At 74.7% G+C, this 23,309-nt stretch carries 21 protein-coding genes; 15 read left to right on the top strand and 6 right to left on the bottom strand.

Going from position 1 to position 23,309, the window contains the following annotated elements; translation table 11 throughout:
• Positions 1–17: 17 nt before the first annotated feature.
• Both FYW95_RS05300 and FYW95_RS05305 read right to left on the bottom strand, forming a co-directional pair.
• Positions 18–1,139: an NAD(P)H-dependent flavin oxidoreductase gene (locus FYW95_RS05300; protein ID WP_159941669.1), complete on the bottom strand. Its 1,122-nt coding sequence runs from the start codon at positions 1,137–1,139 to the stop codon at positions 18–20.
• Positions 1,136–1,741: a flavodoxin family protein gene (locus FYW95_RS05305; RefSeq protein WP_159941670.1), complete on the bottom strand. Its 606-nt coding sequence runs from the start codon at positions 1,739–1,741 to the stop codon at positions 1,136–1,138. The genes FYW95_RS05300 and FYW95_RS05305 overlap by 4 nt, the downstream gene beginning before the upstream one ends.
• Before the next feature lie 117 nt (positions 1,742–1,858).
• Here FYW95_RS05305 and FYW95_RS05310 point away from each other — a divergent pair, with 117 nt between their 5' ends.
• Complete coding sequence (locus FYW95_RS05310) at positions 1,859–2,479, top strand: TetR/AcrR family transcriptional regulator (protein ID WP_159941671.1); 621 nt, start codon at positions 1,859–1,861, stop codon at positions 2,477–2,479.
• An 88-nt stretch (positions 2,480–2,567) separates the two neighbouring features.
• On the opposite strand, the gene FYW95_RS05315 is transcribed toward FYW95_RS05310, so the two are convergent.
• Positions 2,568–3,944: a cytochrome P450 family protein gene (locus FYW95_RS05315; RefSeq protein WP_159941672.1), complete on the bottom strand. Its 1,377-nt coding sequence runs from the start codon at positions 3,942–3,944 to the stop codon at positions 2,568–2,570.
• A gap of 536 nt (positions 3,945–4,480) precedes the next feature.
• On the opposite strand from FYW95_RS05315, the gene FYW95_RS05320 reads away from it, so the two are divergent.
• From FYW95_RS05320 to FYW95_RS05355, 8 genes are all read left to right on the top strand, one after another.
• The gene (locus FYW95_RS05320) at positions 4,481–5,725 is read left to right on the top strand and encodes an SWIM zinc finger family protein (RefSeq protein WP_159941750.1); all 1,245 of its coding nucleotides are present in this window, start codon (positions 4,481–4,483) and stop codon (positions 5,723–5,725) included.
• Positions 5,722–7,281: a DUF5691 domain-containing protein gene (locus tag FYW95_RS05325; protein ID WP_159941673.1), complete on the top strand. Its 1,560-nt coding sequence runs from the start codon at positions 5,722–5,724 to the stop codon at positions 7,279–7,281. The genes FYW95_RS05320 and FYW95_RS05325 overlap by 4 nt, the downstream gene beginning before the upstream one ends.
• A complete protein-coding gene (locus FYW95_RS05330; RefSeq protein ID WP_159941674.1) occupies positions 7,282–8,397 on the top strand; it encodes an ATP-binding protein in 1,116 nt (371 codons plus the stop codon).
• Positions 8,397–10,703 (top strand): DUF5682 family protein, encoded by a 2,307-nt coding sequence (locus FYW95_RS05335; protein WP_159941675.1) that lies wholly within the window; start codon positions 8,397–8,399, stop codon positions 10,701–10,703. Before FYW95_RS05330 ends, FYW95_RS05335 begins: the two co-directional genes overlap by 1 nt.
• Entirely contained in the window at positions 10,700–11,854 is a 1,155-nt protein-coding gene (locus FYW95_RS05340; RefSeq protein WP_159941676.1) for a VWA domain-containing protein, read from the top strand. Before FYW95_RS05335 ends, FYW95_RS05340 begins: the two co-directional genes overlap by 4 nt.
• 105 nt (positions 11,855–11,959) lie before the next feature.
• Positions 11,960–12,409 carry a helix-turn-helix domain-containing protein gene (locus FYW95_RS05345; protein WP_159941677.1) on the top strand — a complete coding sequence of 150 codons (450 nt, stop codon included), beginning with the start codon at positions 11,960–11,962 and terminating at the stop codon, positions 12,407–12,409.
• Positions 12,410–12,423: 14 nt separating this feature from the next.
• Positions 12,424–12,555 (top strand): hypothetical protein, encoded by a 132-nt coding sequence (locus tag FYW95_RS28600; protein WP_255495185.1) that lies wholly within the window; start codon positions 12,424–12,426, stop codon positions 12,553–12,555.
• 475 nt (positions 12,556–13,030) lie between these two features.
• The gene (locus FYW95_RS05355) at positions 13,031–13,732 is read left to right on the top strand and encodes a Crp/Fnr family transcriptional regulator (RefSeq protein WP_159941678.1); all 702 of its coding nucleotides are present in this window, start codon (positions 13,031–13,033) and stop codon (positions 13,730–13,732) included.
• A 6-nt stretch (positions 13,733–13,738) separates the two neighbouring features.
• Here the strand turns inward: FYW95_RS05355 and FYW95_RS05360 are convergent, their stop codons facing one another.
• The gene (locus FYW95_RS05360; protein ID WP_159941679.1) at positions 13,739–14,200 is read right to left on the bottom strand and encodes a Pycsar system effector family protein; all 462 of its coding nucleotides are present in this window, start codon (positions 14,198–14,200) and stop codon (positions 13,739–13,741) included.
• A gap of 208 nt (positions 14,201–14,408) precedes the next feature.
• Between FYW95_RS05360 and FYW95_RS05365 the strand changes: the two genes are divergently transcribed.
• The 6 genes from FYW95_RS05365 (at position 14,409) to FYW95_RS05390 (ending at position 21,818) form a co-directional block, all read left to right on the top strand.
• On the top strand, positions 14,409–15,140 hold the full coding sequence (locus tag FYW95_RS05365; protein WP_159941680.1) for a hypothetical protein: 732 nt from the start codon (positions 14,409–14,411) through the stop codon (positions 15,138–15,140).
• A gap of 9 nt (positions 15,141–15,149) precedes the next feature.
• Positions 15,150–17,519, top strand: a complete 2,370-nt coding sequence (locus tag FYW95_RS05370) for a hypothetical protein (protein WP_159941681.1) — start codon at positions 15,150–15,152, stop codon at positions 17,517–17,519.
• A complete protein-coding gene (locus tag FYW95_RS05375) occupies positions 17,516–18,727 on the top strand; it encodes a hypothetical protein (RefSeq protein WP_159941682.1) in 1,212 nt (403 codons plus the stop codon). The genes FYW95_RS05370 and FYW95_RS05375 overlap by 4 nt, the downstream gene beginning before the upstream one ends.
• Positions 18,717–20,084 (top strand): DUF4407 domain-containing protein, encoded by a 1,368-nt coding sequence (locus tag FYW95_RS05380; protein WP_159941683.1) that lies wholly within the window; start codon positions 18,717–18,719, stop codon positions 20,082–20,084. The genes FYW95_RS05375 and FYW95_RS05380 overlap by 11 nt, the downstream gene beginning before the upstream one ends.
• A gap of 237 nt (positions 20,085–20,321) precedes the next feature.
• The gene (locus FYW95_RS05385; RefSeq protein WP_236567680.1) at positions 20,322–21,356 is read left to right on the top strand and encodes an MFS transporter; all 1,035 of its coding nucleotides are present in this window, start codon (positions 20,322–20,324) and stop codon (positions 21,354–21,356) included.
• 96 nt (positions 21,357–21,452) lie between these two features.
• On the top strand, positions 21,453–21,818 hold the full coding sequence (locus FYW95_RS05390) for a hypothetical protein (protein WP_159941684.1): 366 nt from the start codon (positions 21,453–21,455) through the stop codon (positions 21,816–21,818).
• Here the strand turns inward: FYW95_RS05390 and FYW95_RS05395 are convergent.
• Together FYW95_RS05395 and FYW95_RS05400 are read right to left on the bottom strand one after the other, a co-directional pair.
• Positions 21,769–22,137, bottom strand: coding sequence for a DUF3140 domain-containing protein (locus tag FYW95_RS05395; RefSeq protein ID WP_159941685.1), 369 nt, complete (start codon positions 22,135–22,137; stop codon positions 21,769–21,771). The genes FYW95_RS05390 and FYW95_RS05395 overlap by 50 nt on opposite strands.
• 36 nt (positions 22,138–22,173) lie before the next feature.
• Positions 22,174–23,193 carry an SDR family oxidoreductase gene (locus FYW95_RS05400; RefSeq protein ID WP_159941686.1) on the bottom strand — a complete coding sequence of 340 codons (1,020 nt, stop codon included), beginning with the start codon at positions 23,191–23,193 and terminating at the stop codon, positions 22,174–22,176.
• Positions 23,194–23,309 lie beyond the last annotated feature (116 nt).

Below are 23,309 nucleotides of genomic sequence, written 5' to 3' on the forward strand. Positions count from 1 at the left end.
CCGTCGCCCCGTCGCCCCTACCCTCCCCGACGGTCCGCGGCCGCGGGCCCCTCCGCACCACCGCCTACGCCGCCGTACACCTCCTCGGCCTCGGCCACCAACCGCGCCAGGTACTCCGCCGCGGGACCCTCCCCGGCCAGCAGCGCCGCCTGGCCCGCCCACAGGTTGAGCCGGTCGGCCCGGCCCAGCTCGGCGGCCCGGGCACGCAGCGGCGCCATCAGCGCGTTCTGGATCGGATAGGGCGGAACCCGGTCCTCCGCGTCGGCCAGGGAGCGGACGAGGTCGTTCGCGATCCCGCGCGCGGGCCTGCCCGAGAACAGGCGGGTCAGGACCGTCGTCCGGGCCGACTCCGCGGCCAGCGCACGGCGGTGGGCGTCGACCGCACCCGACTCCCGGGTACGGAGGAAACCCGTTCCCACCTGCACCCCGTCGGCTCCGAGCGCGAAAGCCGCGGCCACGCCCCGCCCGTCGGCGACGCCGCCCGCGGCGACCACGGGCACGGTGACCGCGTCCACCACCTGGGGAACGAGCGAGAACGTGCCCACGAGGGATTCACGGACCGGGGCGAGGAAGGAGCCGCGGTGCCCTCCGGCGTCGCTTCCGGAGGCCACGACGGCGTCGCAGCCGGCCTCCTCCAGCGCACGGGCCTCATCGACCGTGGTCGCGGTGCCCAGGAGCAGGCCGCCCGCCCGGTGCAGGCCGGTGACCAGCCGCCCGGGCGGCGGTCCCATGACGACGCTGGCCACCGGGGGCGGGTCGGCCAGGAGGGCGTCCACCTGGTCCTCGAAGGCCCACTCCCGCTCGGGGGCCCTCCCCCCGGGGGCGGGGAGGCCGAACTCGGCGTAGTAGGGGGCGAGGCGGTCGGCGTGCCCGTCCGCGCGGACGCCTCCAGCCCGCTCCTCACCCGGCTGGGGCACCCAGAGGTTGACCGCGAAGGGCCGGTCCGTGACCGACCGCAGCCGGCCGACCAGGGCGGTGATCTCCTCCGGGGAGAGCAGATGGGCGCCGTAGGAGCCGAGCCCTCCACCGTTGGAGACTGCCGCGGCGAGGGCGACCGTGGACAGCCCGCCGCCGAAGGGCCCCTGGACCACCGGGTGCCGGATGCCGAGGAGGCGCCGCAGCGCGCCGGGCCGCCTCATCGCGCGACCTCGGCCGAGCGGCCGCGGGCGAGGGCGAGTGCCAGTTCCGCGACCTCGGTGCCCAGGTGCTCGGCCGTGGTCAGGTCGGCGGGCGGGGGCGCGGCCTCCGGTCCCAGGTCGGAGGGGGACTGGGCCATGGCGCCGAGGAACGCGCCGAGCCGGTTGGGGTCGCCCGCGGTCCCGGACGTGCTGTAGTCCCCACCGGGCGCGAGGCCGAGCGGTACCCAGACCATGCCGTGCTGGGCCGCCAGGACCGCGAGGCGGACCAGGGCGTTGTCCTTGTTGCCGTTGACCCCGGCGGAGTTGGTGAAGCCCGCGGCGAGCTTGCCCCGCCAGCCGCGTGCGGCCCACACGGGCGCGGTGGCCTCGGCGAAGGCCTGGAAGACGGACGAGGGGGCGCCCATGTAGGTGGGCGAACCGAAGACGATGGCGTCGGCGGCGTCGAGGGCCTCCCACAGCGCGGCGTCCAGGCGGGACACGTCGCGCAGGTCGCCGCGGGCCCCGGGAACCGCGTCGGCGCCCCGGGCCACGGCCGCGGCCTGACGGGCGGTGTGCCCGTGACCGCTGTGGAAGGCGACGGCGACGGTGATGTCGGCTGGCATGTGTGTACTCCGGATTCGGCGGGCCCGTCGCCCGCGTTCGCCGTCACACTAGACGACCGGTCAACTATTAACAAGGGATCGGATCCACATAGTTGACCGTCCGTATACCCTGGGCGCATGGGAAGGACCAGCACCGCGCGCGACCGACTCGTCTCCTCCGCGCGCCGACTGATGCTCACCCGGGGGTACGCGTCCCTGGGCGTGGCGGAGATCTGCGCCGACGCCGACGTGCGCAAGGGCAGCTTCTACCACTTCTTCAGTTCCAAACAGGCCCTGACCTCAGCCGCCGTCGACGCCCACTGGACCGAGCAGAGGCAGGAGTGGGAACGCGCCCTGCGGGGGCCGGGCACCCCCGTGGAACGGCTGCGGGCGCTGGTCGCCCACCTGGTGGAGGACCAGCGGGCCGAGTACGCCGAGCGGGGCCGCATCCACGGCTGCCTCTACGGGAACCTGGCGCTGGAACTGAGCGGGCACGAGCCGGACGTGCGGGCCCGGCTGTCCGAGGTCTTCGCCGAACAGGCCGCTCTGGTCACCGAGGTGGTCGGGCAGGCACGACAACGGGGGGAACTGGACCAGGAGACCCCGGACCGACTCCTGGCCGAGAGCTTCCTCGCCCAGGTCGAGGGCGGGGTGCTGCTGGCCCGGGTCCACGACGCGCCGGACCTGCTGGACCTGGTCTGGCCGGGCGTCCGGCGGTTGCTGGGGATCGTGTCCGGGGAACCGGCCGCGACCCCCTAGCGGGCGGACTCCGCCCGCGGTCCCACGCGCGCTCCGGGATCCGGGGGCTCCCGCCGGGGACGGACCACCGCCGGGCGCCCGGCGGGGCTCACTGGGTACGGCGGCCGCGCCACCAGCTCAGCAGGCGCCCCAGCAGGTCGCCCTCGGGGCTGTCGAGCTCCTCGGCCTCGGCTACGGGCTCGGGGGCCTCGGGCCGGGAGCGCTCCGGGCGCGGTGGCTCGCCGGGCGTGAAGGCGACGGGCAGGGCGGCCAGTCCGCGCACGAACGGCGAGGGCACCCAGCGCAGCTCCTCGGGTTCCACGGCCAGCCGCAGGCCGGTCAGCCGTTCCTGGAGCGTGGTGACGGCGATCGAGGCGATCATCCTGGCCAGCTCCCGGGCCGGGCAGGCGTGCGGTCCGGCGCCGAACATGAGGTGGGCCCGGCTCCCGCTGACCACCCCGGTGACCACGTCGCGGCCGCACTGGACCGCGGGGTCGCGGTGGGCCGGGTCGAAGCCGATGAGCAGGGCGTCGCCCGCGCGGACCTGGGCGCCGCCGATCCGGGTGTCCTGGAGGGCGAACCTGGCGGGCAGGATCTGGAAGGGCGTGTCGGTCCACATCACGTGGTCGAGCAGGTCCTGGACGGAGAGTCGGGCGTCGGCGTAGGCCGCGCGGATCCTGTCGTCGCAGAGCAGGGTGCGCATCGTGTTGCCGATGAGGTGCGTGGTGGGCTGGTGGCTGGCGCTGTTGATCAGCGCGGCCTGGTGGGCCACCTCGTGGTCCTTCAGTCCGGCCGGGTGCTCCAGCATCCACGAGACCAGGTCCGGGCCCGGGTACCGGTGCTTGCGGGCGACCAGGTCGGAGAAGAACTGCTGGATGCGGCCCACGGCCTCCTCGCCGCGTCTGGCGTCCTCCCCGAAGACGATGGCGGTGAGGTCGCCCAGCATGTGACCGTAGCTGTCGGGCAGCCCGTAGAGGCTGTTGACCACCAGCACGGGCAGCGGGCTGGCGTACTCGGCGATGAGGTCGGCGCGGCCGGAGGCGGTGAAGGAGTCGACCAGGGAGTCGGCGATGCGGCGGACCGTGCGCGCGGTGGCGTTCATGTCCACTCTGGCCAGGGCGTCCACGATCGGTGAGCGCAGGCGTGTGTGCTCGCTCCCGTCGGCGTACAGGGCGTTGGGGCGCCAGGACAGGGCGGGCCGGGCCGTGGCCAGGTCGACGCGGCCCTCCACGACCTCGCGCCAGCGTCGGGTGTCGCGGGAGAACAGGTGCTGGTTCTGCAGGACGGCGAGGTTCTCGTGGTAGCCGAGCAGCAGCCAGGCCCGCACCCCGTTCTCCAGTTCCACCGGGGCGACGGGTCCGTGGCGTTCGCGCAGCTGGGCCCAGAGTGCGTCGCGTCCGGTGTCGGGGGTGGTGCTGTAGAGCCGGAAGGCCTCGCGGCGGTGGTCCGGGGGTGCGGCGGGGTCGCCGGGGCGGACTGTGGTCATCGGGTACGCGGAGCCCGGATACGCGGGAACCGCTTCCCTCCCTTCGGGAGACGACGTGCTGGTGCTGCGGGAGGTGGGGAAGCGGGGACGTCCAGGGCGCGCGGATTTCGTTACGCGGAAAAGGTGGGCTGGAGGTGCTGGTCCGGCGCCCCGGTCGTGGCATTGTAGGAGTGGTGGAGTTCCTTTTTCAATACCCGGCAGGAAATGCGGAAGTCGGGCCTTTGGTCATTCGGATAAAGGGGCGTTAGTTCACCAAAGGGCGTAATGCGGCACAGGGGTGCAAGGTCCTGTGCGCCGGGGGTCCGTGCCCGGTCACGGACGCTCCGCGCCGCGAGTATGCCAGGAAGGTGCGACGGTTTCGCGATGGCGGTCCGGGGCTCGTAAGGCCGTTCGGAAAAGGGTCGCCCGGGCGCCGCGCGAAGGCACCGGTTCTGTCATACCCCGTCCGTAGTGTTTCCCGTGTGAGCGATCGATGGAGTACCGACGACGTATGGGCTCTGGCTCCGGACCCCGCCTCCCGTAAGGCCGCCCTCAAGGTGGCCAAGGCCGGGTCCTGGCCCGAGCGCGGAGCGGTCGCCGCCCCCGCGGGCGGCACCTCCGCCGTGTGGGGGGAGTGCAAGGGTAGCGGATCCAAGCCCTACCTGGCCGCCGTCCACCTCGACGGCGACGGGGGGACCGCCTACAAGTGCAGCTGCCCCAGCCGCAAGATCCCCTGCAAGCACGTCCTGGGGCTGCTCGCCCTGTGGGCCCAGGAGGAGGTCGACCTCCGCGAGGAGCGGCCCGAGTGGGTGGCCACGTGGCTCTCCGGCCGGGTCGCGCGCCGGAACCGGGCGAGCACCCGCAGGCCCGTGGACCCGGCCAGGGCCGCCGCCACGCTCCGGGAGCGGGAGGAGGCGGTCGCGGCAGGGATGGAGGAGCTCCGGCTCTGGCTCAACGACCAGATCGACGCCGGGCTGGCCGAGGTCCCCAAGTACGGCTACGACCACTGGGACCGCATGGCCAAGCGCCTGGTGGACGCCAAGGCGGGCGGGGCCTCCGCCCTGGTCGCGGGGCTGCCCGCCGTGGCCCGCGGCGACCGGTGGCCCGAGCGCCTGCTCGAACGCCTCAGCCTCCTCCACCTGCTGGCCTGCGGCCACCGCGCGGGGGAGGCCCTGGACCCGCGCGTCCGCGGCGCCGTGCGCGCCCGGGTGGGCATCGCCAGTAAGGCCGAGGAGGTCCTCGAACAGGGCGAGCGCGTCCGTGACACGTGGCGGGTCCTGGGCTGGCGCGACACCGCCGCCCCCGAGGCCGGCATGCTCGCCCGCCGCCTGTGGCTGCGCGGCCGTGACACCGGCCGCACCGCCCTGTCCCTGACCTTCGCCCGCTCCGGACAGGCGCCCGCCACCGCCTTCCGGTCCGGCACCGAGGTCACCGCCGAGTTCGCCTTCTACCCCGACGGCCACCGCGCGGTGCCCGTCCACGACGGCGACACCGCGCCCGCGGGACCGCCCGGGGGAGGCACGGTCGCCGAGGCGCTCGACTCCTTCGCCGCGGCCGCCGCCGAGGACCCCTGGCTCGACACCTGGCCGGTCGTGCTCGACCGCGCCGCGCCCGCCCGCGAGGACCGGTGGTACCTCGCCGACCCCGACGGCACCGCGCTCCCCCTCACCGCCGGCGACCCCTGGCGCCTGCTCGCCGTCACCGGCGGCCACCCGGCCACCGTCGCCGCCGAGTGGTCGCCGGCGGAGGGCCTCACCCCCATCACCGTGTGGGACCGGAACGGAAAGGCGGTCTCCCTGTGACCGGCACCCGCGCCCCCGAACCCCTCGACCCCCTGGCCCCCACCGGTTCCTGGGACCGCCTGGTCTCCGCCGCCCTGGTCGGCACCGCCCGGCGCGAGGTCCCCGACACCCCCGACCTGCCCGCCACCCCCGGCGGCAACGACGCGTCCGACCTGCTGGACCGGGCCGCGCTGGCCACCGTCCGCCGCGCCGCCGGATACGTCCCCGCCACCGGGACCACCCCCCTGACCCCCGATCCCGGCACCTCCGACGAGAGCGCCGAGGCCGGCCCGGGCGCCACCCGCCTCCTGGACCGGATCATCGCCGACCGGCCCGAACTCCTGCCCGAGTGGCTGGAACGGGTCGCCGCCCGCGGCCGGTGCGCCGCCCGCGCCAGCCTTCCGCTCCTGCTCGACGAGGGCGCGCGGCACAGCCAGACGCGCCCCGCGATCGTCGCCGCCGCCGGGACGCGCGGCCGGTGGCTTGCCGCCTTCAACCCCCGGTGGTCCTACGCCACCGGCGTGCCCCTGCCCGGGGACCGGTTCAGCGAACGGGACTGGGGGTGCGGCACCCCCGGTGAGCGGCGCCGCGCCCTCCTGGCCCTGCGCACCGCCGACCCCGACCGCGCCCGGGAACTCCTCACCGCGGTCTGGCCGGGCCTGGCCAAGGCCGAACTGCGCCGCGAGCTCCTGGAGACGCTGGCCACCGGCCTGGGCCCCGCGGACGAGGAGTTCCTCGAACAGGCCCTGGACGACCGCAGCGCCGTCGTGCGCGGAAGCGCGCTGTCCCTTCTCACCAGGCTGCCCGGGGGCGCCCACGCCGAGCGCCTGCGCGGCCACGTCCGCGCGCACGCCTCGCTGAGGGACGACGGCTCCCTGCGGGTGGACCCGCCCGAGGGGCGCGACGCCGCCCTCCGCCGCGACCTGGCCCTGGCCATGCCCGCACCGGACGCCGAGAGCGCCAACGGCTACTCCGAGCGCCTGTGGGCGCTGGTCACCCACACACCGCTGGACGTGTGGCCCGAGCTGCTCGGCACCGACCCGGCCGGGGTCGTCGCGGCGGCCACCAGGACGGCCGACGCCGAACCGCGCTCCCGGCTCCTGGCCGCCCTGGCCAACGCGGCCGTGGTCCAACGGGACGCGGCGTGGGCCCGGGCCGTCCTGGGCGCGCTCGGCCCCGGACCGTCGCGGACGACGGCCTCCGCCAGGTCGGGGCCCCTCGACACCGGCAGGCTCCTGGACCTGCTGCCGGTCGCCGAGCGCTGCGACCTCACCCTCCGGGCCCTGCCCGCGGTCAGGTCCTCGGACCGCCGCGGCGAACTGTTCGGCGCCACCCGCGGCCCCTGGACCGACGCCCTGTCGGCCGAGGCGCTGCGGCTCCTCCGGGAACCCCGGCGCGCCAACGCCCCCGTCGCGGGCTACGAGGCCCTCTGCGCGGCCGCGGCCCTGTACATGCGCCCCGCACACGTCACCGCCCTGCCCGACACGGCCCCGTTCGACGGCAACGCCGCCGTCCACGCCTACGACCGCCTCCGCGACACCCTCCGGTTCCGACTCGACATGCACAGGGAGCTCTAGTTGACCACCTCCGCCCCCGCCATCCGCACCGACGCCGCCCAGGCCCTGCGCCCGCACGCGGAGCAGACCCACGCCGCCGAACTCGAGGCGCTGGCCAAGGCCGACGACCGGCAGCGGCCCCCGGGCTGGAAGCTCTCCCCGTGGGCGGTCACCCAGTACCTGCTGGGCACCACCCTGGACGACGGCACCGAGATCACCCCCAAGTACATCGGCGCGCGCCGCGTCGTGGAGATCGCCGTGGCCACGCTGGCCACCGACCGGGCGCTGCTGCTCATCGGCGTCCCCGGCACCGCCAAGACCTGGTTGTCGGAACACCTGGCCGCCGCGGTCTCGGGTGACTCCACCCTGCTGGTCCAGGGGACCGCCGGAACCTCCGAGGAGGCCGTCCGCTACGGCTGGAACTACGCCCGGCTGCTCGCCGAGGGCCCCTCCGAGGCAGCCCTGGTCCCGAGCCCGGTCATGACCGCCATGGCCCGGGGCTCCATCGGCCGCATCGAGGAGCTCACCCGTATGCCCTCCGACGTCCAGGACGGCCTCATCACCGTGCTGTCGGAGAAGGCCCTGCCCGTGGCCGAGCTGGGCATCGAGGTGCAGGCCCAGCGCGGGTTCAACATCATCGCCACCGCCAACGACCGGGACCGGGGCGTCAACGACCTGTCCAGCGCGCTGCGCCGCCGGTTCAACACCGTGGTGCTGCCGGTGCCCGACAGCGCCGAGGACGAGGTGCGCATCGTCACCCAGCGGGTCGAGCAGCTCGGCCGCGCGCTGGACCTGCCCGAGGTGCCCGCCAGCCTCACCGAGATCCAGCGGGTGGTCACGGTCTTCCGCGAACTGCGCTCGGGGGTGACCGAGGACAACGGAACCAAGGTCAAGTCGCCCAGCGGGACCCTGAGCACCGCCGAGGCGATCTCCGTGATCACCAACGGGATCGCGCTGGCCGCGCACTTCGGCGACGGCCGGCTGCGCCCCGCCGACGTGGCCGCCGGGATCCAGGGGGCCGTGGTCCAGGACCGCGTCTCCGACGGCGTGGTCTGGCGCGAGTACCTGGAGACCGTCGCCCGCGGGCGCGAGGGCTGGGGCGACTTCTACCGCGCCTGCCGCGAGGTGGGCGCCTGATGGCCCGGTCCCGACTGGACACCAGCGGGCTGCACGTCCTGGGTGTACGGCACCACGGCCCGGGGTCGGCCCGGGCCGTGCGGGCCGCCCTGGAGGAGATCAAGCCCGAGGCCGTGCTGATCGAGGGGCCGCCGGAGGCGGACGCGCTCACCTCCCTGGTGGGCGAGCTGGAACCGCCGGTGGCGCTGCTGGCCTACGCCGCCGAGAAGGAGGGACCCCGGAGGGACGCGGGCGAGGGCTGGGCGTTCTGGCCGTTCGCCAGCTTCTCCCCGGAGTGGGAGGCGCTGCGCTACGCCGTCGGCCACGGCGTTCCGGTGCGCTTCTGCGACCTGCCCGCCGCGCACACCCTCGCCGAGCGCATGGCCGCCGCCGAGGAGCGGCGCCAGCGCGAGGAGGACCCGGATGCGGCCGGGGAGGCCCCGGAAGCCGAGGAGCCCGAACGGGTGCGCCTGGACCCGCTCGGGGTCCTGGCCGAGGCGGCCGGGTACGACGACGCCGAGCGCTGGTGGGACGACGTCGTCGAGCAGCGCGGTCCCGGGGAGCCCTCCCCGTTCCCCGCGATCGCCGACGCCATGGCCGCCGTCCGCGCCGAGTCCGCCCCCGAGAGCGGGCGGGAGGCCCGGCGGGAGGCGTACATGCGCCAGACCCTGCGCGCCGTCCTGCGCGAGGGGCACCAGCGGGTCGCCGTGGTCTGCGGCGCCTGGCACGCCCCGGCCCTGCGCGACGTGGCCGACCACCCGGTCAAGGACGACACCGCCCTGCTCAGGGGGCTGCCCAAGGTCAGGGTCAACACCACCTGGGTGCCCTGGACCCACGGGCGGCTGGCCGCCGCCAGCGGCTACGGCGCGGGGGTGGCCGCCCCCGGCTGGTACCACCACCTGTTCACCGCGCCGGACCTGCCGGTGCACCGGTGGCTGACCGACGCCGCGCGGCTGCTGCGCGAGGAGGGGCAGCCGGTGTCCTCCTCGCACGTCATCGAGGGCGTGCGGCTGGCCGAGAGCCTCGCCGTGCTGCGCGGGCGCCCGCTCGCCGGGCTCGACGAGGTGTCCGAGGCGCTCACCTCCGTGCTGTGCGAGGGCGAGCCCGCCCGGGCCGCCCTGGTGCACCGCCGGATGGCCCTCGGCGAGCGGATGGGCGCGGTCCCCCCGTCCACGCCCATGGTGCCGCTCCAGCGCGACCTCGTCGCCGCCCAGAAGCGGCTGCGGCTCAAGCCCGAGCCCTTCGACCGCGACCTCGACCTGGACCTGCGCAAGGAGAACGACCGCGAACGCGGGGTGCTCCTGCACCGGCTGCGGATGCTCGACGTGCCCTGGGGCGTGCCGGGTCCGTCCGCGGGAGGCTCCAAGGGCACCTTCCGGGAGTCGTGGCGGCTGCGCTGGGAACCGGAGATGGACGTGGCCCTGATCGAGGCCAGCCGGTGGGGCACCACCGTGGCCTCGGCCGCCGCGGCCCGGGCGGCGGACCTGGCCGCCGAGGCCGACCTGCCCGCGCTGACCTCGCTCACCGAGCGGTGCCTGCTCGCCGACCTGGGCGAGGCCCTGCCCCGGGTGCTGGCCCTGCTCACCGACCGCGCGGCCACCGACAGCGACGTCACCCACCTGATGGCGGCGCTGCCCCCGCTGGCCCGCTCGGCCCGCTACGGGGACGTGCGCGGCACCGACGGCACCCGCCTGCGCCAGGTGGGCGAGCAACTCCTCCGCCGGGTGTGCGTCGGCCTGGCCCCGGCGGTGCACGGGCTGGACGACGAGGCGGCGGCCGAGTTCGTCCGGCACGTCGACGCCACGCACAACGCCGCCACCCTCCTGGGCGGCGAGGTCCTCGCCGACTGGACCGCGGCCCTGGCCTCCCTGGCCCGGCGGGACGCCGTGCCCGGCCGGATCGCCGGACGGGTCAACCGGATGCTCGCCGACGGCGGGCTCCTGGAACCCGCCGAGCTGCGCGGGCGCCTGGGCCTGGCGATGTCCCCGGGCGCCGAACCCGCCGGGGCCGCCGCCTGGCTGGAGGGGTTCCTCCAGGGCAGCGGGCTGATCCTGGTGCACGACGAGGCCCTGCTCGGGCTGATCGACACCTGGCTGCTCGCCCTGCCCGAGGAGCGCTTCACCGCCGTGCTGCCGCTGCTGCGGCGCACCTTCGGCAACTTCACCGGACCCGAGCGGACCGAGATCGGCGCGGCGGCCCAGCGCCTGGGCTCCGCGCCGGCCGCCGCACCCGGGGCCCCGGTCCGCGCGGACGCGGACACCGAACGCGCGGCACCGGCCCTGGCCACCGCGCTCGCCATCCTCACCTCCGGAAGGAGCCTCGGTTGAACGCCGTGGACGAACGCACGCGCCGCTGGCGGCTGGTCCTGGGCCGGGAGGCGCACTGCCCCTCCGGGCTCAGCACCGCCGACCAGGCGATGGACGCCGCCCTGGAGGCGCTCTACAACCGGAACGGGTCCGAGGGCGGCGGGGGGCGCGGTGCCGGGCTCGGCGGCTCGGCGCCCCGGGTGGCGCGCTGGCTGGGCGACATCCGGGAGTACTTCCCCACCTCCGTCGTGCAGGTGATGCAGAAGGACGCCATGGACCGGTTGGGCCTGCACCAGCTGCTCCTGGAGCCGGAGATGATGGAGGCGGTCGAGCCGGACGTGCACCTGGTCGGCACCCTGCTCTCCCTCAACCGGGTGATGCCGGACCGGGCCCGCGAGTCCGCCCGCGCGGTGGTGCGCCGCGTGGTGGAGGACCTGGAGCGCCGGGTGGCGCAGAGGACGCGCTCCCTCGTACAGGGGGCGATCGACCGGTCGGTCCGCACGCACCGGCCCCGCCGGGTGGCCGACATCGACTGGAACGCCACCATCCGCCGCAACCTGGCCCACTACCTGCCCGAGCACGGCACGATCGTGCCGCAGACCCTGGTGGGCTACGGGCGGCGCAGCCGGGGCGTGCACAAGGACGTGGTGCTGGCCATCGACCAGAGCGGCTCGATGGCCTCCTCGGTGGTCTACGCGAGCGTGTTCGGCGCGGTGCTGGCCTCCATGAGGAGCCTGCGCACCTCCCTGGTCGTCTTCGACACCGCCGTGGTGGACCTGACCGAGCAGCTCACCGACCCCGTCGAGGTGCTCTTCGGCACGCAGCTGGGCGGCGGCACGCACATCAACAAGGCCATCGCCTACTGCCAGGGGCTCATCACCAGGCCCAACGACTCGGTCTTCGTACTGATCAGCGACCTGTACGAGGGCGGTGTCCGAGCGGAGATGCTGAGGAGGGTGGCCGCGATGAAGGCCGCCGGGGTACAGGTGGTGGTGCTGCTGGCGCTCTCGGACGAGGGTGCGCCGTCCTACGACCGGCAGAACGCGGCGGCGCTGGCGGAGATGGACGTGCCCGCGTTCGCCTGCACGCCCGACGTGTTCCCCGAGCTGATGGCCGCGGCCATCCAGGGGCTGCCCCTCACGTCCTGGGTCGACACGCACCAGGACGCCTGATCCGGGCGGGCGGGGCCGTGGCGGTCCCCGCCCGCCCTCCATCCGCCCACTCTTGGGTTGCACTTATTGCAGATAAGAAGATGTCCCTGGTGGGAGGTTGCGACGGTGCGATCGAGTGTGCTGGCTGGCGCCCCCCGGATCGAACCCGGTGCCGGGGCCCGCTCGGTGGCCAGGAAGGTGGTCCGGGAGGCGGCTGACCGCGGATCGCGGCTGGTGCTGAAGCTGGCCGACGGTGACGAGCTCACGTTGCCGGAGTCGCTGGTGAAAATCCTCCTGGCCTCCGCCAGTGAACTCTCGGAGGGGCGCGCGGCCAGGGTGCTCGCGTCCGAGACCAGCCTGACCCCGGCCGAGGCGGCGGAGTTGCTCGGCCTGTCGCGTCCGTTCGTCGTCCGTCTTCTCGACGCGGGAGAGATCCCCTCGGAGCGCCTGCCGGACAGCAGGCACCGTGTCGTCCGGCTGGACGACGTCCTGGAGTTCCAGGCCAGGCGGGAGAGGCGGCGCGAGGGCAGACGCCGGATCAACGAGGCAGTTGAGTCCGCAGAGCTCCCCTACTGAGTGACAGGCCCCGCATGGCCCGCGTCTGCGTCGACACCAACGTGCTCTTCCCCTTCTCGGTCATGGACCTCGTGTTGGCCCTGACCGAGGACATGGTCCACGAGGTGCACTGGACCGACAGAACTCCTCGCTCGCGGCGCTGCTGAGGGCACAAGCACCCCGCCGTTGAGCTGATCGAACTCCTGGCGGCCAGACACGCGCTTGCGGAGGAAGCGGCCTCTGAGCCCGGTGGGGGAACCGCTCGGTGACGGTCGCGCCCGTGGGCGGGCGCTGGTTCCGGCAGCCTACCCCGTGTGATGGAGGCAGGGCCCTTTCCTCGCCGGCGCCTGCGGTGCGCGAACGTTCCGTGGCCCGTGCGATCGCGGCCGAACTCACCGGGGCGAGGGCAGTCGAATGACCGAACCCCCGCCTCCCCTCGCCGTGGACCTGCCCCCGGTGCTGGCGCACCGAGACCAGGGGGCACCGGGGTCACCCCCGTCGCGCACGCGGCAACGCACAGGACGGCGGGGGCGGCCGTCCCGCCCCCGTCGGGGCCCGCGTTTTCCGCATCGCCGGCCTGTCGGGCCGAACCCTCCCCCCGGCGGGGGCGGAGCGGGCATCATGGGTCGCGGGAGGACCGCCATGACACCGAACCACTGGCCCACCCGCACGTTCATGGACAGGCTCGCGGCCGACACCGCGGCCCGCCTGCTCGCCATGGCCCCGCCCCGCCGCGCGCCGGAGGGGGAGGTCCTCCTCCGCCAGGGGCAGCACCGCGAGGAGGTCCTGCTGCTGTGCCCGGCCGGGACCGGGGAGGTCGCCTGCGCGAAGGTCACCTCGGTGCTGCGCAACGGCACCGAGGTGATGCTCGGCATCCGGGTGCACGGTGACATGGTCGGGGAGATGGGCATGTTCCGCGGCTCCGGGGCCAGCGCCACGGTCGTCGCGTGCACGCCGATGACCGTCCGCGCCTACACCCACGCCGCCTTCCGCGACTTCCTGACCCGCCACCGGGACGCGTGGGAGGCGGTGGGCGCGGTCATGGGGGACCGGCTCGCCTCCTCCGACCTGCTGCGCGCCGAGTTCGTCGGCTACGAGGTGGACGTCCGGCTGGCCCGCGTCCTGGTGGAACTGGCGGAGCGGCACGGCGCGGAGGACGCCGAGGGCGTCGACATCGGGATCCGCCTGTCCCAGACCGACCTGGGCAAGCTCATCGGCGCGCGCACGGACGCGGTCGGCAACGCCCTGCGCCGGTTCCGCGACGCGGGCCTGGTGCTGTCGCGGTACCGACGCGTGGTCGTGGTGGAAATGGACAAACTGCGTTCGGTGTACGAGAACGCGTGACCGGTATCAACCGAACACCTTTCCCAGGACACCGTTGGCCACGATCATGACGAGCATGAAGGCCAGCCACGGAATGCAGCGCCGCACGTGCCGGTTCTTGGCCATCGCGATTCCGGACAGGACCTCCGCCATCCGCCACACCTCGTCGGAGGTCAGCGGGCTCTCCGGGTTCGGCCTCGGAAAACCGGTCACCAGTCTGCCGCCGCCGTGGAAGCGCACCCGGGGGCGCAGGGCCCCGACCAGGTGGTAGCCCGAGACCACGAAGGCGAACGCGCAGGCCAACAGGGCCACCACCGCCGGGGGGGACCCCGGGGCGGTGCTGGTCCCGCCGTTGACCAGGGCCATCGCGAAGCCGACCTGGGCGACGCACAGGAAACCGCTCTTCGTGTCGGCCTGGGCGACGTTGTTCTGGCAAAACGCCACCACGGCCAGGGCCGAGTCGATACCGTCTCCCCCGTGGGATTCCATCGTTCCCCCCTCCGCGGAACCGGAAAGCGAATTCCCCCGTATTGCACCCCGCGCTGACCCGTCGGATTCCGGACTGCTCCGGGTTCCGCCCTGTGCCGCTCCTCACGCGCGACCGGGAGGCGAATTACCGACTGGTCAGGCATTCGCGTGCGCGCCGCGGTCCACACTGGCAGCGTTCCGCGTTCCACCCCCAGGAAGTAGTGAGGAAATGTCCCAGATTCCCGAGTTCGGGCGGCGCGCCATCATCACCTGCGACGCCAAGGGATACGGCAGCTCCGACGAGCTGACCCAGCACCAGTTCCAGGAGGCCATCCCGGTCCTGCTGCGCGGCGCGGCGGAGCGGAGCGGCCTCGACCGCGAGCGGTGGCACATCGCCCCCGGCGGCGACGGCGAGATGGCGGTCCTGCCCGTCGACGTGCGCGAGACCGACCTCCTCGACCGGTACGTGCCCGAGGTCGAGTACGCCCTGCGCCGCCACAACCACAACCGGACCGAGGCGGGCCGCCTGCGGCTGCGCATGGTCATCCACCACGGCTCCGCGGTCTCCTCCCCGTCCGGGTACTCCGGGAACGGCATCGTCACCGCCGCGCGGGTCGTGGACAGCGACGCCCTGCGCGCCGCTCTGAAGGACTCCGGAGCCGACCTGGTCGTGGCCGTCACCGCGCCCGTCTACCAGGACGTGGTGGCCCAGGGGCACACGCGCCTGCGCCCCGGGGACTTCGCCCTCACCACCGTCCGCAACAAGGAGTACGAGGAGCCGGTCTGGGTGCTCGTGCCCGGCCGCCACCCGGAATCCGCCCCCGCCGCCGCGCCCCCGGCGGCCCTGGCCGCCGGGGAACCGGCGCGACCCGGACCGGAGCGGCGAGAGTCCCCCGCGGTCACCAACGTCATGAACGGCGACGTCGACGCCTCCCACGCCACCTTCGGCGTGCGCTACTAGGAGGCGCGCGTGAGCCCTCACCCCGACAACCCCCCGGGTCGGACCGCGGACGCCTCCGCCGTTCCCCGAAGCGACGGCGGCGAGGCCGGCACCTCTCCGCCCCCGTCGGACCGGCCCTCCCCGGAGACGGGCACCGGCGCCCGCCCCGCCGCGCGGACCGAGGCCGCCCCCGCCCAGCCGGAGGAACGGTGGGGGCGGAGCCGGGTCACCAACGTCTTCTACGGGATGGTCAACGCCCAGAACGGCGTCTTCGGCGCCGCCGAGGCGGACGGGCACGCCGCGGCCCCGGGCGCGGCCTCGGTCACCGGGCCCCTCCGGGAGCACGAGATCCGCGCCGCCGTGGACACCTTCGCCGCGCCCGAACGGTTCGAGGAGGCGAGCAAGCTCCTGGAGGACCAGCGCGTCCTCGTCCTCAGCGGCGCCTCCGGCACCGGCCGGCGCACGGGGGCCATCCGCCTGCTGGCCGACAGCGACAGGATCACGGTGCTCTCACCCACCCAGACCCTGGAGGGCCTCGCCGCGCGTGAGCTCGCGTCCGGGCGGGGCTACATCGTCCTGGACTGGTTCGGGGCGGACCCCCGGGTCTCCCCGGCCGAGCACGAGTACCTGTGGTCGGTCCTGCTCCGGCACGTGCAGGGCTCGGAGGCGAGCCTGGTCCTGACCTGCGCGCCGAGCACGCCCGTCGGGGCGGCCGCGCCCGTCCTGGCCTGGACGCGCCCCCGTGCCGCGGACGTGGTCCGCGCGCACCTGCGCAGGGAGTGCGCGAGTCTGGGCCGGGCCTTCTCCGAGGGGCACGCCAAGGCCGTCGGCCTGGCGGCGGAGCGGCTCCCCGACGACCGTCCGGTCACCGAACTGGTCGCGGTCGCCCGGGCGCTGGCCCGCGGCGAGCTGCCGCAGGACGCCGTCGACCGGGTCCTGCGCTCCTCCTCCCACACCCGGGTCAGGGAGTGGTTCGACCACCGGCCGGAGCGCCGGGACGTCACCGACGCCGCCGCTCTGGCCCTTCTCCACGGGATCCACGAGCGCGACTACGAACTCCTCGCCAACCGCCTGCACCAGCGGGTGGGCAGGGCCTTCCCCCCACCGCTCCGGCCGGAGGACACCGGTGCCGAGGAGGCCGTTCCCGCCCACCTGCCCGAGCTGCGGCGGCACCGGGGCGAGGGCGGCCACGGACTGGTCCGCGTCGAGTACCGCGACGACGGCTGGATGGTCCGCCGCTTCCCCGGGTTCACCGAGGCGGGGGACCGCCGAGAGGTCCTGCGCCAGCTCTGGGAGCGCTACGACGTCGACTTCTGGGACGCCGTGGAGGCGTGGACCAGGACCGTCGTCAGCCACCGGACGCGAGGCGTGTACCTGGCCCGGGGCCTGGCGGTGCTGGCCGGGATCGCCTTCGAGGAGGTCCACGACCTCTACCTGGACCGGTGGTCGCGCGGCACCCAGGACCGGCGGGAGGCCTGTGTGTTCGTCCTGTGGTCCATGTGTCTGGAGGGACACGCTCCCGCGGCCCTGCGCACGGTGGACCGCTGGCTGTCCCGCGGCGCGCCGCGGCAGGTCGAGACCGCCCTGCACGCGTGGAGCGGCGAGCTGGGGGTGATGTATCCGACCGAGGCCGTGAACCGGCTGCTCTCCCGGCTCCGCGACCCCGAGGCGAGCCACCGCGACCACGCGGCCTTCGCCGTCGGCGGCCTCTTCGGCAGCCTCGTCGAGCGGGGCGGCAGCGCACGGGCCCTGCTCCGCGAACTCGGTGAGGAGCTGGCGGACACCCGTCGCTTCGGCCCCAACCGCCCCGAACGGGTGCTCGTGCTCACCGCCGTCTGCTCCGTGCTCACGGTCTCCACCAGCGGACCCCATCCGCAGGGTTACGCCCACGACACCGACGGAGCGGGGGAGGAGGCGCCGGCCGGAGAGGGGGACGAGGAGCGCTATCGCGCCGCGGACGGGCCCGAGGCCCGGGAACGGGACGGTGAGGACCCCGGTCCGGAGGAGGCCGAGGGCGGCGACCCCGCCATCGCCCGCCACCTCCTCCTCGTTCCCGAGCAGCTCCCCCTGGCGGCCGAACTCTGGGCCGAGACCGCGCGGTACCGGCCCGTGCGGCGTCTGGCCGTGGAAGCGCTGTGCCGCACCCTGTGCGCGCTGCACCGCAGCGGTGCCGACGCGCAGGCCGGGGCGGCGGGCCTGCTCACCGCCCTGGCCGGGTCCCTGAGGCCCGACGAGCACGTCGGGTTCCGGTCCAGCCTCACCAGCGCGGCGCGTCGCCGCGACGACCCCTTCACCGACGCCTTCCTCGCCCTCCTCCCGGAGGCGTTCGGGGACGGCTCCGACCCCGGAACGGGCGAGCGCCCCGGCTCCGGCCACACCGAGAAAGCGACACCAGCATGACGTCCCAGCCACCCTCCTACCCGGTCGTGGAGGAGCGGGCCCTGGGTGCCCCGGTCCGCCACGGCTTCCTGGGCCTGCGCGGCCGCCGCCGGGACCCCTCCGAGCTGCCCCGCGCCTCCGCCCACCAGGTCCTCGTCTACCGCAGCGGCGGAGCCTTCCACGTGGACAAGGGCGGCCTCGCCCTCGACGACAGCCGGGTGGTGGACGCCGACCACGTGTGCCTGGTCGACGTCAGCCACGACGTCTCCGTCTCCGTCGACCTCACGGTCCCGTCCCTGGAGGACGACGACTTCGAGGTGCGCACGACCTTCTTCTGCACGGTCCTGGACCCGGTCACGGTGGTCAGCGAAGGCCGCGGGGACGCGCACCGCTTCCTGAGCGGCTACATGCGGCGCTACGACAAGCTGCCCCAGATCGCCCAGCACCTGAGGTTGGAGGACATCAACGAGGTCCGCGAGCTGGTGTGGAGCCACGTCAAGGCGTTCATCGACCTCTCCCCGCCGGAGGTGCGGGGGATGCGGATCGAGTACGTCGGCACCGAGGTGCTCACGCCCCACAGCCTGCGGGAGGTACGCGGCACCTGGCGCGCCACCCGCCACGAGCAGGAGGTGGAGGTCGCGCGTACCGACCACGACCACCTCATGAAGGAGAAGGTCACGGAGCACACGCGCAGGATCATGGCCGGTCTCAGCGAGTCCGTCCAGAACGACACCATCAACGCCATCATGCTGGCGCTGGCCGACGGGAGCATCGCCCCGACCGAGGTCGCCAACCGCATCTCCGCCGAGCGGGACCGCGCGCTCAACCACGAGGCACAGAGGGAGGCCGCCGAGCGGGAGGAGAGGCTGCTTCGCCTGGAGCGGGAGCGCGAGGAGGCCCTGCGCCGCGAGACGTGGGCCCGTGAGGACGAGCACCGCCGGATGCAGATCCGCTCCCAGCTCGCGCAGACCGCGATCAGGGAGAACTACGTGGACGGTTCCATGACCACCGCGCAGGTCGTGGGCTTCGTCGCCTCGGACGCCCCCCTGCCGGGCGGCTCCCCCCTCGGCGCGGAGCGCAGGGCCCTGGACGGGACCCCCGGCGGGGCGGCCGCCCCGCCGCTGACCGCGCAGGAGGAGGACCGCGGGTCGGGGGAGGTCTGGGAGGACGGCGGCGGACCCGGGCGGCGGCGTACGAGGGAACTGAGCGAGGACGACCATGACGTCTAGCACGCTCCTGCCGCCCCGCGGGCGGGCCGCCGAACCGGAGCCGGACCACCGCGCGCCCGAAACGCGGGCCACCCCCTGGGGACGCGCCGCCCGTCTGCTGCGCCGCCTGACCGGGGTGGACGAGGACCTGCTCTTCCTCGTCCCGGAGGAGCGTCCCCGCTACACCCTCCAGGGCCTGGTGGTCCTGGCCACGGCCTCGATGGCCGGGGTGGCGGTGTTCGTCGCCCTCCAGCGGTTCACCCCCACCCCGGGGCCGCTGCTCGTCCTGGCCTCGCTGTTCTGGGCCGGGATCATCCTGGTCTTCGACTGCTGGATGCTCTCGACCATGCACGGTGTGCGCAAGGGCGGCCGCCTGGGCGGTTTCGCGGGCCGGATCGTCCTCGCCCTGCTGGTGAGCCTGGTCGTCGCCGAACCCCTGCTGCTCTACGTCTTCCGCCCCTCCATCGAGCACCAGATCACGCTCGAACGGGAGCAGGCCTCGGCCGAGTTCCGGTCGGCTCTGGAGCGCTGCAACCCCGTCTCGGGGGAGCGGAGCACCGACCCCGGGTGCACGCGGGAGTTCCTGCTGACCGTGGGCGGGAGCACGCTCACCGCCGACCAGACCGCGCTGGCCTCGACCGTCGAGGAGCGCGACCGGGTGCGCGAGCACGTGGAGACCCTCCAGGAGCAGCTGGAGGAGAAGCAGGAGCTGGCCCGGCTGGAGTGCAACGGCACCCCCGGGGACGGGCTGACCGGACGGGCGGGCGCGGGCGTCAACTGCCAGCGCCTGCGTGCCGAGGCCGACGCGTTCGCCGAGGACAGCCGCCTGGCCGACCACCAGACCAGCCTGTTGGAGCTGAACGCCGAGGTGGAGGAGCTCACGTCGGCGGCGGGCGCCTCCACCGCCGACTTCGCCACCGAGCGCGCCCGGCTGATCGAGGAGAAGGTCGCCGCGCGGGCCGCCGCGGAGGGCGAGCACGGCGTCATCGAGGAGATGGAGGCCCTGGGCACGCTGGCCAAGGGCAGCTTCTACGTGATGGCGGGGGTGGTCCTGCTGCGGGCGCTGCTGGCCGCGGTGGACCTGTTCCCCGTGCTCACCAAGCTGTTCGGCGGCACCAGCAAGTACGACGAGCTCTACACCGCGCGGGTCGACCTCCACCGCGAGCGCCACGACCACGAGATCCGTGTGCGCCGCAAGGAGCTCCAGGTGGAGACGGATCGTCAGATCGGTGCGCTGGAGGTCCGCCAGCAGGCCGACCGCAACGAGAACGACCAGCGGATGCGGGCCGACAAGGTCCGGCAGCGGGCCGACCTGGAGGACGAGATCGCCCGCCAGGCGCAGCAGTACCGCCAGAGCCGCCACAGCGCGGCGGACTGACCTTCCCGGAGGAGACGCGGGGCGGTGCGCCGGGACGGCGGCGCACCGCCCCGCGCGCGTTCGCGGGCTCCGAAAACCGGTGTACCGGGCCGGGTGGCTAGACTCCCACCCGTGCCCGAATCGGTCGACGTGGCCGCCTAGCGGCGGCCGACACCACGTCCGTTCCGCCGCATCAGCGACCGCGCCGGTGCGGCACTCCGTGCTGCCCGGCTCCGCACGCGACGCACGGAGCCCTTCTTGTCCACACGGAACCGCGGCGGGGTACTGCTCCTCGCCGTCCTGCTCTCCACGCTCACCATTCCCCTGGCTATCACCGGCGCCTCGGTGGCGCTGCCCGCGATCCGGGCCGACCTCGGCGGTGCGCTGACCGCCGTCCAGTGGGTCGTCAACTCCTACAACGTCTGCTTCGCGGCCTTCCTCGTGTGCGCCGGGGCGGTCGCCGACGCCCTGGGCCGCCGCCGGGTCTACGCCCTCGGCCTCGCCCTGTTCTGCGCGAGCGGACTGCTGTGCCTGTTCGTCCGGGACCTCGCCGTCCTGAACCTGCTGCGCGCGGCGGGCGGCGCCGGAGCCGCGGCCGCGGTGGCCGGGGGCAGCGCGATGGTCGCCGCCGCCTTCGACGGCCCCGCGCGGGCACGGGCCTTCGGGCTCCTGGGCACGGTGCTGGGCGCCGGGACCGCCTTCGGCCCGGCCGCGGCCGGGCCGCTCGTCCAGACCCTGGGTTGGCGGGCCGCGTTCGCCTCCCCGGCGGCGGTCGCCGGACTCGTCCTTCTCCTGGTGCGCGCGCTGCCCGCCCGGCGCGGCACGGGCGGGGCGGTCGACGTTCCGGGCGCCGTCCTGTTCACCCTGGCCCTGCTCACCCTGATCGCCGCCCTGGCGGAGGGCCCCCGCTACGGGCTGCCCCTGGTGCTCACGGGACTCACGGTGTCGGCGGTGCTGACGGCGGCCTTCGTGCTCGTCGAGCGGCGTGCGCGCGAGCCCCTGGTGGACCTGACCCTGCTCGCCAACCGCAGGTTCGTCGCCTACGCCCTGGCCGCGGCCGCGTTCATGGCGGTGCTCGTGCCCCTCCTGGTGTACCTGCCGTCGTATCTGATCGCGGTGGTCGGACTGGGCGCGGGCCAGGCCGGGATGTGGCTGCTGATGCTCACCCTGCCCACCCTGCTGCTCCCCGCCCCGGGCGCGGAACTGGCCGCGCGCCTGCCCTCCACGGCGGTCGCGGTCCTGGCCCTGGCCGGTCGGACGGGCGAGCGGCGGGCGGACGCGCCCTCCTCCTGACGCGCGGGCCGCCCGGCGCCCCGGAAAACCCGTGGTTCCGGGGCGCGGGCGGCCCCTGGCCTCCTCAGTGGAACCTCCGAGGGTGAGGAGACCCCCGTGAGCGACCTCCGACCCCCGGCGCTGGACGCGGTGGAGGCCGACACCTGGCCGGGCAAGTTCCACCACCGGGACGGGGCGCTGTCCCCGGTCGCCCCCGGCGGGTTCTACGCGGTCGACGACCTGGCCTCCCAGCCCGGGGGCGCCGTTGCGGAGGGCCACGAGCGGGCGGTGCGGGGGCTGGTCGGGGACCTGGAGTCGCACCCGGGATGGGAGCGGCTGTCCCTGCTGGACTGGTCCTGCGGCGCGCTGGTCATGGTCCGGCGCCGGACACGCGCCGGGGCGGGCCCGGGGCCCGCCCCGACGGAAGGGTCGGCTACCGCTCCAGGTCCGCCTCCTCGTCGGGCCGGGCCGAGTCGGGGCTGAGCGGATCGTGGCCCACCGACATCAGCCGGTGCCGCCACGCGGGGTCCTCCCGGCGCGGGTCCGCGAGCTGGTCGCGGACGAACTCCGTCACCTCGCGCATCAGCTCGACGTCGGCCTCGGTCACGTCCGTGCGCCGCTTGTTCAGCAGGTTCACGATCGCCTCCTTCCGGCCGGACACCGGGCGGGCGGGGTCGCTGTCGAAGGCCTCCTCCCCGGAGGCGTCGGTGAGCAGCCACTCGCGCAACTCCTGGCCGGTCATGTTGACCACCGAGTGGAAGTCCTCCCAGACCTCGTCGATGACGGGATCGTGCTCAGCCATGCTCTTCCCCCTTCGTTTCGGATTCGTTCCGGCGGGTCAGGGCCGCCGGCGGATGCTGTGGGCGGCCGCGAACCCCGCGGCCCCGGCCACGAACCCGGCGGCGCCCAGCAGGGCCGCGGTGCGGCGGCGCTGGCTCAGTTCCTGCAGGAGGCTGGACTCGCGTGACTCGTCGTCGAACTCCCCGTGCGCGCCGAAGTCACACGTGTCGTCCAGGGGCCGGAACAGGTTGTCGCGTGCGGGCGGCGGCGCGTCGCGTGTCTGGCTCCTCCGCCCGGTGATCCCCTGCTGCCAGTCGACCAGACGCGGCGCGAACCGCTGCCCGAGGACGGTGGCCGCCGTCGAGATCCCCACCCAGTAGCGCCGCCGCCGGGAGTGCTCGGCCGCCCACACGATCGCCTGGGACGCGACCTCGGGCTGGTACACCGGTGCCACCGGGCGGGGGCGGTGCCCGTCCAGTCGCGCGCGTGCCCAGGTGAACTGCGGGGTGTTGACCGCGGGCAGGTGCACCTCCGTCACCCGGACGTTCGACCCCCGGTGGATCAGCTCGGCGCGCACCGAGTCGGTGAACCCGCGGATGGCGTGCTTGGCGCCGCAGTAGGCCGCCTGCAGGGCGATGCCCCGGTAGGCCAGGGCCGACCCGACCTGGACGATCACCCCCCGGTCCCGGGGCAGCATCCGCTGGAGGGCGGCGCGGGTGCCGTGCACGTAGCCGTGGTAGCACACGTCGGTCACCCGGTGGTACTCCTCCGGCTCCACGTCCATGAACGGTGCGATGACGGTGGCGAACGCGCAGTTCACCCAGACGTCCACCGGCCCCATCCCCGTCTCGACCCGGTCCAGGGCCGCGCGCACCGCCTCGGCGTCGCTGACGTCGACCTGTAGCGACATCGCGGATACTCCCTCGGCGCGCGCCTCCTGCGCGGCGGCCTCCAGCCCGGCCTGCCCCCGCGACATGAGGGCCACGTGGTACCCCTTCCGGGCGAACTCCCGTGCGGTGGCCCTGCCGACACCCGCGCTGGCCCCGCTGATCACCGCGATCCGGCCGTCTGCCCCCACCTGGCACCTCCAAGGTCCACACGGAGTTCCCGCTTCCTCCACTGCCCGCTACCCGGGACCACCGTCGGTTATGTGCACGGCACGGCACGCCCGTGATCTGCCGTTTCGCGGGCGGT

Origin of the sequence: Nocardiopsis sp. FR4 (assembly GCF_009830945.1) — a bacterium.
Lineage (GTDB): Bacteria > Actinomycetota > Actinomycetes > Streptosporangiales > Streptosporangiaceae > Nocardiopsis.

What these genes read in the sequence shown, in the direction of transcription:
- FYW95_RS05380 (WP_159941683.1), top strand. Translation starts at nt 18,717, where the DNA reads ATGACGTCTAGCACGCTCCTGCCGCCCCGCGGGCGGGCCGCCGAACCG.
- FYW95_RS05315 (WP_159941672.1), bottom strand. Translation starts at nt 3,944, where the DNA reads ATGACCACAGTCCGCCCCGGCGACCCCGCCGCACCCCCGGACCACCGC.
- FYW95_RS05365 (WP_159941680.1), top strand. Translation starts at nt 14,409, where the DNA reads ATGTCCCAGATTCCCGAGTTCGGGCGGCGCGCCATCATCACCTGCGAC.
- FYW95_RS05300 (WP_159941669.1), bottom strand. Translation starts at nt 1,139, where the DNA reads ATGAGGCGGCCCGGCGCGCTGCGGCGCCTCCTCGGCATCCGGCACCCG.
- FYW95_RS05395 (WP_159941685.1), bottom strand. Translation starts at nt 22,137, where the DNA reads ATGGCTGAGCACGATCCCGTCATCGACGAGGTCTGGGAGGACTTCCAC.
- FYW95_RS05310 (WP_159941671.1), top strand. Translation starts at nt 1,859, where the DNA reads ATGGGAAGGACCAGCACCGCGCGCGACCGACTCGTCTCCTCCGCGCGC.
- FYW95_RS05335 (WP_159941675.1), top strand. Translation starts at nt 8,397, where the DNA reads ATGGCCCGGTCCCGACTGGACACCAGCGGGCTGCACGTCCTGGGTGTA.
- FYW95_RS05375 (WP_159941682.1), top strand. Translation starts at nt 17,516, where the DNA reads ATGACGTCCCAGCCACCCTCCTACCCGGTCGTGGAGGAGCGGGCCCTG.
- FYW95_RS05305 (WP_159941670.1), bottom strand. Translation starts at nt 1,741, where the DNA reads ATGCCAGCCGACATCACCGTCGCCGTCGCCTTCCACAGCGGTCACGGG.
- FYW95_RS05355 (WP_159941678.1), top strand. Translation starts at nt 13,031, where the DNA reads ATGACACCGAACCACTGGCCCACCCGCACGTTCATGGACAGGCTCGCG.
- FYW95_RS05360 (WP_159941679.1), bottom strand. Translation starts at nt 14,200, where the DNA reads ATGGAATCCCACGGGGGAGACGGTATCGACTCGGCCCTGGCCGTGGTG.
- FYW95_RS28600 (WP_255495185.1), top strand. Translation starts at nt 12,424, where the DNA reads ATGGCCCGCGTCTGCGTCGACACCAACGTGCTCTTCCCCTTCTCGGTC.